Source organism: uncultured Flavobacterium sp., from assembly GCF_951805225.1.
Taxonomy (GTDB): domain Bacteria; phylum Bacteroidota; class Bacteroidia; order Flavobacteriales; family Flavobacteriaceae; genus Flavobacterium.
Genome location: NZ_OX638201.1, coordinates 2,238,984 through 2,247,970 on the forward strand (window position 1 = coordinate 2,238,984; position 8,987 = coordinate 2,247,970).

Below are 8,987 nucleotides of genomic sequence, written 5' to 3' on the forward strand. Positions count from 1 at the left end.
AACAGTTTTATTTCTTATGCTGTTTGAATAACCATTCCGGCAATGTTTCTCCTAAGATCGTAGTGGTAAATACATTATCGTGCGTTGTTCCCTTTAATTTCCAAAAACGGATATTAGCGCTCATTTCTTTATAAAATTGCTCATCACTGGTGATCGGATTTTCTGTGTCATCAAGACCATGAATAAGCCAAATGGGAATTGTTTTCATCTCTTCTGTTTTATCAAACTGCGGTATGCCAGAAATGCTAATTCCTGCTGCAAAAAGATCTGGTCTTGTTGCCAATGAATTGATTGCAGTTGACCCGCCCATAGAATATCCAACTACGTAAATTCTTTTACTGTCAATATTTAAATTTGATTTTAACGAGTCTACAAGCTCCATTACTGAATTTAGGGAAGCTCTAGGCTTTGAATACAGCAGATTTATATTATTGTCGGTTTCATAGTCTGAAGACCGTTCAGAGAATTGCGGCGCCAAAACATACGATGGATATTTATTTTGAATCTCTGCACTTGCAAATAGTTTTGGCAAAACCCCTAATTGAGAACTATTATCAGTGCCAATTGGCCGTCCAGAACCATGATATACGATTACTAATGGGAATGATTTACCTTTTTTTTGCTGTCTGGGTTTATACAGACGGTACTTGAGTCCTACTTGCTCTCTACCTACAAAATTTACAGTATCAAAAGTTTCATTGTTTAAGCTCCTGATTTTAGAAAATTCCTCCGTTGATAAAGCAGTGCCGGTAGCATTTTCAACAGTACTTTCTCCGAATTGTTCTTTATTTGTCGAACAGCCTATTAATAAAATTGTAGAAATGAATAAAATAAAAAAGTTCTTTGCCATTGTATTTTTTTATGAGGTTGTCTTTTCGTGGAATATCTTAAGGTTTTTTAAATAATTCGATAGTAAAATCTAATAATTTATGATTACCATATTGTCCATGCCCTGGAATTACGTATTTAATATTGGGATATGATTTTTTTATTTTTGCAATCGTCTTTGACCATTCATTTTCATTTGCATCTGCAAGGTTGCCTTAGGTGGCATCAATCTCTTTTATTAAACAGCCGCCGAATAATATTTCTTCATCAGGAAAATATCCAACAGTATTATCACGTGTATGACCTTCTCCAAAAAATTTTGCTATGACTTTCTTGTTTCCAACTTTTATTACAAGCGAATCTGCAAAACCATTTTGTGGTAAATTTTCGTTTCGTTCTTTTGCAAATTCAATGGTCTTAAAATTAGCATATGACTGTATTCCGGCTTGTTCAAATGCTTTCAACCCACCCAAATTGTCAATATGAAAATGGGTTGGCACAACAGAGTTTATTTTGCAGTGTAATTTTTCCTTTACCCAAGTAATTAATTTCGCAGAGGAAAGACTGTCGGATGTTGTATCAAAGATAACTGCATCACCACTGTTTCTCACTATCATTCCGTTGCAAGGTACTTTCCCGGAACTCTTTGCTTGCAGAAAAGACTTATGTTCAAATGCATTTTCAGTTAATTGCGTTATGACAAAATCGCCTGATTTATAATTTACTTTAGGCAAGTAATTTTCATCGGATTGTTTTTCATTTTGATTTCTAACTACCAAAGTTGAATTACAGCTTAAAAATAGAATTGATATTCCAAGAAATGGTAATCTAAAAATTTGATTCATATCTGTTCTAAAATTACTTAATATAATATTGTCTAATTCTTATGGTTGTTAACGGCTAACTGATACCAACCAATATTTTATACCTGCCATGTCATTAATAGGCCATTATTAGTCGGCTATCTCAAATTCTGCAAGTGCAGGCAGATCGCTTTGCTTGTTGACGTATTATTTTTTTACGTTATACTCCCAAACTGCTTTTGTAATATCTGCAATTATTCTTTCAGTGTCTTCAAATTCTTCGGTGATATTTTTCAAAAAAATAGAAAGTATGAAATGCTTTCCGTTGGGAAGTTTTACAATGCCTACATCATTCATCCCAGCCCGCAGATCTTCATCATTAGTTCCAGATATGCCAGTTCTATGAGCCAACTCAGTATTCTCGGGAAGTCCTGCCTTCATCCAGGTCCTTCCTCTGGATGTTTCTACCATTAACTGATAGAGATATTTTGTGCTGGATTTTTTAAGAATTTCTCTCTTATAAAATTTCTCAAGCAATTTTGTTGTTGCCTCTGGTGTTGTTGTTTTATTTAAATACAGATTTTCCCAAATTGACATTTCCTGCTCATTAACTTTTATGACAAAGTCCTGAATGCCTTGTTTATTAATATTTTTTTGTACAGTCTTTGGTCCTCCTATAAATTTTAAAAGAATATCACAGCCGTTATTATCGCTATGCGAAACCGTATATCTTAGTAATTGATCTAATGTAAAATCTCTGTTGACATTTGGGAATTCATCTCGTATTGGACTCCATGTATCTTGAAGTAAATCCTCTTTTGTGATAAAAATTTTCTGTTCCAACTTTAACATTCCACTATCCACCTGATTTAAAACCGTCAATGCAATGTGAAATTTGAAAATACTCATCATTGGTGAATGTAAGTTTCCATTGATACTCATTGTATCTTTATCTTCAATTCCTTTCATGGAAATTCCCACAGTGGCATTTTTTGAAGCAATTATCTGCTCTATTTCCTTTCTAAGTTGTGCTGATGATTGTGAGAACATTTGAATCGAAAAAAGTGCAATGAAAAACAAAAAAAGTATTTTTTTCATATCTAAGTTTTATTTTAAAAGCTGACTTTTTTTTATAATATTTCTAATTTGCTGTTCAAAATAATAGGCAATCTCAAAATTTTCGTTCGCCTGATTCTCCATAACAATAATACTTGTATCTGTTTTAGGATAATATAAATTTACCGCTGTAAATCCTTCATTTGGATGAAAGCCTGTATGTCCAAATTCTACTATCCTTTCTTTATCATTTATGCGTAATCCGTAACCATACCCAATTGGTTTATCACTAAAAAGTGCATGGGTATTGGTTATTGAATAACCAGTCATCATTTTATAAGTAGTTGACTTTAGTAATTTACCGTTATGTAAACATTCATTCCATCTTGCCAAATCTTGGGCGGATACAATTAAATGACTTCCCCAATAATGATCAGTTGTAAAGCTTATTTTATCAAATTGATTTATCGTTCCGTCTTTCTTTATTAAGTGTCCTTTCGTCAAAAATTGGCTGCTGGTTTCATTCGGATAATAGCTGTTCCTCATTTTGCATGTTTTGAAAAGCGCTGTTACTAAAGTTTCAAAATTTTTCCCGCTTTGCTTTTCTAAAACCAATCCAGCCACATAATAACCAACGTTTGAATAACTAAAGGCCGTTCCAGGTTTAAACTTTAGGGGTTTGTCTAAACTTTCGCTGTACAAACCCGAAGTGTTATTCAGTAGTTGATGAACGGTAACCGTGTCTGCCCAGGAATATTTAAAATCCGGCAAATATTTACGAATAGGTGTTTGCAAATCAATCGTTCCTTTTTCTACTTGCTGTAAAATAAGTGTTGCTGTAAATTGTTTTGCCAGCGACATTGTAGAGAAATTATCGTCGACTTTCATCGAAGTTTTTTTATTGAAATCGTCAAACCCAAACGCTTTTGCATATTTTAATTTTCCCTTTTGTTGAATAAAAACCACTCCATTAAAATTTCTTGGATTTTTGGTTTTCAGTAAACTGTCGATTTTTGTTGAGTAATTGTCTTTTTGCTGTGCCGATAAGTTGCAACTTGCAAAAAAAATGATGATTGCAAAAAATGCAAGCTTGAAATTTTGTTTCATTTTTTTTCCTATAAGATTACGAAAGTAGTCTTATCACGACAGCGAAAATTGTAAAAATGTAAAGTCTATATGTAAAGCCAAATATTTTTTTTGTCTATATCTATTTTTTTAAAGAAAGATTGAGGACTTACCTTGGTAAGGTCTTTAAAATCTTTTATCATATGAGATTGATCATAAAAGAGATTGTCATACGTAAGCTGGGTCAGTTTTTTTGTATTTTTCTTTTTTTCAATTGTCGATCTGAAACGATAGATTTTTCTATACTCAGAACAGGGTTTTCCAACTATTTTTGTGAATAGAGTATTAAGATACTGCCTTGAAATAATATGCTTTGAAGCAATGTCTGAAATTTTCAGATCCGATTCTATATCCAGTAAAATATCCTCGATCAATTGAAGGTCTTTTTGTTCAAATTTTGAAAGCCAGTATTCTTCAAGCAACTCTATTTGGAGTGTTTGATCATTCAGTTCCAATATACCCTTCATTGCTTCATAAAAATCAGGAAAGGGATTGAAGTTGATTGCCGTTTTCTGCCCGAATAGCAGATAAGCTTTATCAATAAAATGATTGATGCCCGAAGGCTTAAAATAAATGGTGATTTCTGGTACGGGATCTTTATATAGAATTTCAATTGGTCTTGTGTAACGTGCTAGAAAATCTGCTATTATTTCGTTTGCAGGGGAATGCGAGATGATAATTTGGTTATCATCAGTCATAATCTGACTGCCGATTGCTACAGAAAGAATAAAAAAATTATTTGGAAAAGTGAGGTAGTGAAATGGTTGATGAGAATCATCAGGAGTCATAAAATAGTAACCTTCCATATATTTTTTTAAAATGTTATTTTTAGGCTGGTAAAAAACTATTTTCATTAACTTGTTATTATATTTTTGAAGTTGGTTTATTCCTTTCGGTTACATAAGATTGGTATCAACTTCAGTGTGTGAAAAAACTTCCATTTGCATGAAACAAATATAACAAAATGCTAATGTTAAAACAGGATTTTTCGTATTTTTTAGGAAAGTGATTGTATTTATGTTCATTTTTATTTATAGGGTATACTTTTATACTTAAAACCTCAGACTTTTATCCAAATATAGATTAAAAACATTGAACATTTTAAACGCGTTAAGTATTGATAAAAAAAACTGTCAAATTTTTGACAGCTTTTTCTATTTATTTTACTTATAAAAACCTAAACTAAAGCTTAATTTATCTATATTTACTTTTGTTTAGTCCCCTAAACAAACTTAAATTTGGAAGATTTGAATTTAAACAGAAAGGCCTTTACTCTTTGTAAAGGACTTTTTTAATTTTTTTGATTATTACATTTCATAAAGAAATCCTTTAACAATGGTTCTGTCGCATCTGTCAGAATCAAATATAACACTTTAAGTATTTTTAAAGTTAGTCCGCCAATTTACAGAATGATTTAAACATAGTTAACCCTGGTCTAACCACCTGATTCTTTCTTAGCATATGTACAACTTCAATTCCGCTCAATGTTCGTCTGGCCGATTCAAAACTTTTAAAACCTAACCCATTTTGTATCCTCCATTTTATAAATCGATGGTCCTGTTAGACAATATTGTTGAGATATTTACACTGCCGGATTTTAATCTTTGAGAATGAACGTTTGTTCTAGACTTTGATTGCTGCAGTAATAGAACCGCTTTTATCAATGTTTATTACTCTTGGCCGGCAATTATTATTAATTGCTTTAATTAGAAAAGACTGAGCGCTCATTCTTTGTCTTTTTCTGGTCAAAAGAAAGTCAACCGTATTACCTAATTTATCTACCGCTCGATATATATAACACCATATACCTTTTACTTTGATATAGGTCTCATCCAATCTCCAGCTCGTCCCCGCTCTGCCTTTTCTCTTCTTCATTTCTAACTCGATGAAAGATGTAAACTTATAAACCCAGCGCTGAATGGTAGCATGATCAACATGAACTCCTCACATGTTCATGATCTCTTAAACATCCCGGTAACTTAGGGTAAATCTTAATTTAAAATACACTGCCCGAAGAATAATAGATTTTGGATAGCTCCACTCTGACCTTTGGTATTCATTTTTTTTTAGTTTTAAAATTCCAAAGATAAAAGCTATTCCCAAATGCGACAGAATCCTTTTAAGAAATATAGGTCTATTTGAATAGAACAGACCAAAAAACGGGCTATTCTAATACATAATTAGGAATTAATACTCAATCAGTTCTTATCTATATTTGAAAAAGGGGTTCAACTTTATTTAAAAAGTTAAACCCCGTTATTTTTAAAACTTACACACTTTTTATGACTGTGTTTTTATCGATAATGATTTGTAAGTTCTTATTGCATTGAAACGATTACAAATTCACTTCTTCTGTTTAACTGATGTTCACCTTCTGTACAAGCTACATTATCTGAACATTTATTTATTAACTTACTTTCGCCATATCCTTTCCCTGATATTCTGGTTGGGGCAATTCCTCGTTTTACAAACCATTCGATTGTTGCGTTTGCTCTTTTATTAGACAATCCCATATTATATTCCAGAGTCTGTCTACTGTCTGTATGAGAACGAACATCGATTTTCATTTTAGGATATTGTTTCATTACAGCAAGTACTTTCTCTAATTCAAAAGCAGCTTCCTGACGAATAAATGATTTATCCAGATCAAAATAAATTATCGGAATATCTAAGGTTTTAGCCAAATCTGTCCCCACTTCTATTTGCTTGATTTGTTTATTTAATTTAATATCTAATTCAGGTTTATCATTTGTTGGCTGAATTGTAACCGAACTTTCATTAGTTTCATAATCTTGTTTTGAAACTCTTACATAATAGGTTTGATTGCATTTTACATCAAAATTGTAACTTCCGTTTTTATCCGAAATTATTGTTGCAATTTCCTTAAACTTATCGTCAAGCAAAATTACTTTTGCATCGGCTAAAGCTTCGTTCGTTTGAGAATCTGAAACAATTCCAAATAATTTTTTTTCACAATCCAGTCTTTTTGTTTCTGTGAATTTATAGATATCATCATTTCCAATTCCGCCTTCTTTGTTGGATGAGAAGTAACCTTTACGTGTATTGCTGTCAATTATAAAAGCAAAATCATCCGTCTTGGTATTTACGGGTTCTCCAATATTTTGTACCAGATCAAAAGTAGCATCTTCCTTGATTTTTGCCACAAATACATCAAGTCCGCCTAATCCAGGACGTCCGTCGCTTGAAAAATAAAGTTCATTATCTCCGGATATAAACGGGAATGTTTCTCTTCCTTCGGTATTAATTGCTGTTCCTAAATTTTCCGGTTTCCCGAATGTTCCATCTTCATTAATAACAACACTAAACAAATCCGATTGTCCTAAAGTTCCCGGCATATCTGATGCAAAATACAGCTTTTTTTCGTCCAGACTTAAAGCCGGATGTGCAATACTGTATTGATCACTATTAAAAGGCAACTCAATAATATTTGTCCATTTATCATTTACAAATTCGGCTTTGTACAACTTTAATAATGTAATTCTTTTATTGTCTTTTCCTTTTTTACCTCCTAAAAAATTGTTTCGGGTAAAATACATTGTCTTTCCATCTTTGGTGAAAACCGGAGAAGATTCATTGAATTTTGAATTGATTTTTTTCTCAAACCGAATTGGATTATCTAAAGTTCCATCCGCTTTTAATTCCGCAGCATATAAATTCGTAAACGATTTATTTGTCCATTTAAATGTTTTTTTAATAACACTTCCAGTATCACGAGCAGAAGCAAATACTAATTTATTATTATAAATTGTACTTCCGTAATCTGATTGTTTCGAATTAATTCCGGCATTTGCAATATCAAATCTTCCTGAATTCGCTTTAATCTGCTCCAGATAATTTTTATTGTTTTCGAATAAAACGCCTCTTGTATCAGTTTTAACTTTCGCATTAAAAATTTCAAGCATTTTATCTGCTTTGGCATAATCACCCACAGATTTCAACGTCTGAGCATATCTGTAATAATATTCAGGTTCTTGTTGCTCGTTAAAAGCAAAAAGGGCGTCATACCACTTTGCAGCTTTCGGTAATTCGGCATTAAAATAATAGGAGTTTCCTAATCTCTGAAACATTTTTTCATCCTTATATCCGATTTCTGCTACTTTTTCATAAATAGCGATAGCGTCTACAAAAGCATATTGATTGTACTCCTTCTCTGCTTTATTTAAAACTGTTTTTTGAGCCGTTCCGTTAAAACAAACAGACGACAAAACAGCAGCATAAATTATATTTTTAACTTTCATAATTAGAAAAATCTTGGTGAAGTTATACGTCCATATTTATTTAAGAATTCAAAACGGAGGAATATCTCGTGCGATCCTGAATTATAATTCACTAATTTGGTGGTTTCACGATCGTAAGCATAACCCAAATACAAACCATCTGTGATTTGAAAACCAGCCAGTGCACTTACCGAAGCACTCCATCTGTAAGCCACTCCAATTACAAATTTATCGTTGAACATAAAGTTAGCCGATGCATCTACTTGCAATGGTGAACCTTCGACCATTTTTGTCATTATAGCCGGTTTAATTTTTACGGTTTCATAACGATCTAATTCAAATACATAACCTGCGATAAAATAATAGTTGATTTTGTCTTTGTAAATCGCAACATCATTATCATCATAACGATTGGTCTGAATGAAATTAGGAACCGATAAACCTACATAAGCTTTATCTGTATGCCAGTAAACTCCGGCTCCAATATTAGGCGTGAATTTATTTTTGAAATCCTGAAATTGCGGATCTCCCTGATCTTCCGGTGTTAATTTAGTTGGATCTAATTTGAATAAATTTGCTGATCCTTTTATACCAAAAGATAATTTGGCTGTAGCCGATGTTGGTATAGAATACGAAAAATCTGCCGATAAGTTATTCTCATTCGTTGGACCTATTTTATCATTGATTAATGAAACTCCTAACCCAACGTTATAACCAACTGGTGTATTTACAGAAAAACTACTTGTTTCCGGCGCGCCATCTAACCCAACCCATTGGGTACGATATAAACCAAAAATACTCAGTACTCCACGTGATCCTGCATAAGCAGGATTCACATTAATGGTATTGTACATGTATTGTGTAAATTGTGCATCCTGCTGTGCAAAGCTCGCAGTTGAACAAAACAGTAAAACTAAAATTAACTTTTTCATTTTTT

6 protein-coding genes and 2 pseudogenes are annotated in these 8,987 nt (G+C 32.5%); all 8 read right to left on the minus strand.

The genetic code is table 11. From position 1 onward, the window contains the following. Positions 1-7 precede the first annotated feature (7 nt). Entirely contained in the window at positions 8-850 is an 843-nt protein-coding gene (locus tag WN975_RS09260) for an alpha/beta hydrolase-fold protein (protein WP_337966289.1), read from the minus strand. A 37-nt stretch (positions 851-887) separates the two neighbouring features. Beyond that, a pseudogene (bla, locus tag WN975_RS09265) lies at positions 888-1,673 on the minus strand (subclass B1 metallo-beta-lactamase). Between the two features lie 165 nt (positions 1,674-1,838). After that, on the minus strand, positions 1,839-2,729 hold the full coding sequence (gene bla / locus WN975_RS09270; RefSeq protein ID WP_337966290.1) for a class A beta-lactamase, subclass A2: 891 nt from the start codon (positions 2,727-2,729) through the stop codon (positions 1,839-1,841). 9 nt (positions 2,730-2,738) lie between these two features. After that, positions 2,739-3,794 carry a serine hydrolase domain-containing protein gene (locus WN975_RS09275; RefSeq protein ID WP_337966291.1) on the minus strand — a complete coding sequence of 352 codons (1,056 nt, stop codon included), beginning with the start codon at positions 3,792-3,794 and terminating at the stop codon, positions 2,739-2,741. 65 nt (positions 3,795-3,859) lie between these two features. Further along, complete coding sequence (locus WN975_RS09280; RefSeq protein WP_337966292.1) at positions 3,860-4,666, minus strand: AraC family transcriptional regulator; 807 nt, start codon at positions 4,664-4,666, stop codon at positions 3,860-3,862. A 535-nt stretch (positions 4,667-5,201) separates the two neighbouring features. Continuing rightward, positions 5,202-5,891, minus strand: a pseudogene (locus WN975_RS09285) (IS6 family transposase). 239 nt (positions 5,892-6,130) lie between these two features. Next, the gene (locus tag WN975_RS09290) at positions 6,131-8,071 is read right to left on the minus strand and encodes an OmpA family protein (protein WP_337966293.1); all 1,941 of its coding nucleotides are present in this window, start codon (positions 8,069-8,071) and stop codon (positions 6,131-6,133) included. 2 nt (positions 8,072-8,073) lie between these two features. Next, positions 8,074-8,982: a type IX secretion system membrane protein PorP/SprF gene (locus WN975_RS09295; protein WP_337966294.1), complete on the minus strand. Its 909-nt coding sequence runs from the start codon at positions 8,980-8,982 to the stop codon at positions 8,074-8,076. Between the last annotated feature and the right edge of the window lie 5 nt (positions 8,983-8,987).

Coding starts and splice junctions, on each gene's coding strand:
- WN975_RS09260 (WP_337966289.1), bottom strand. CDS start 850: ATGGCAAAGAACTTTTTTATTTTATTCATTTCTACAATTTTATTAATA.
- bla (WP_337966290.1), bottom strand. CDS start 2,729: ATGAAAAAAATACTTTTTTTGTTTTTCATTGCACTTTTTTCGATTCAA.
- WN975_RS09275 (WP_337966291.1), bottom strand. CDS start 3,794: ATGAAACAAAATTTCAAGCTTGCATTTTTTGCAATCATCATTTTTTTT.
- WN975_RS09280 (WP_337966292.1), bottom strand. CDS start 4,666: ATGAAAATAGTTTTTTACCAGCCTAAAAATAACATTTTAAAAAAATAT.
- WN975_RS09290 (WP_337966293.1), bottom strand. CDS start 8,071: ATGAAAGTTAAAAATATAATTTATGCTGCTGTTTTGTCGTCTGTTTGT.
- WN975_RS09295 (WP_337966294.1), bottom strand. CDS start 8,982: ATGAAAAAGTTAATTTTAGTTTTACTGTTTTGTTCAACTGCGAGCTTT.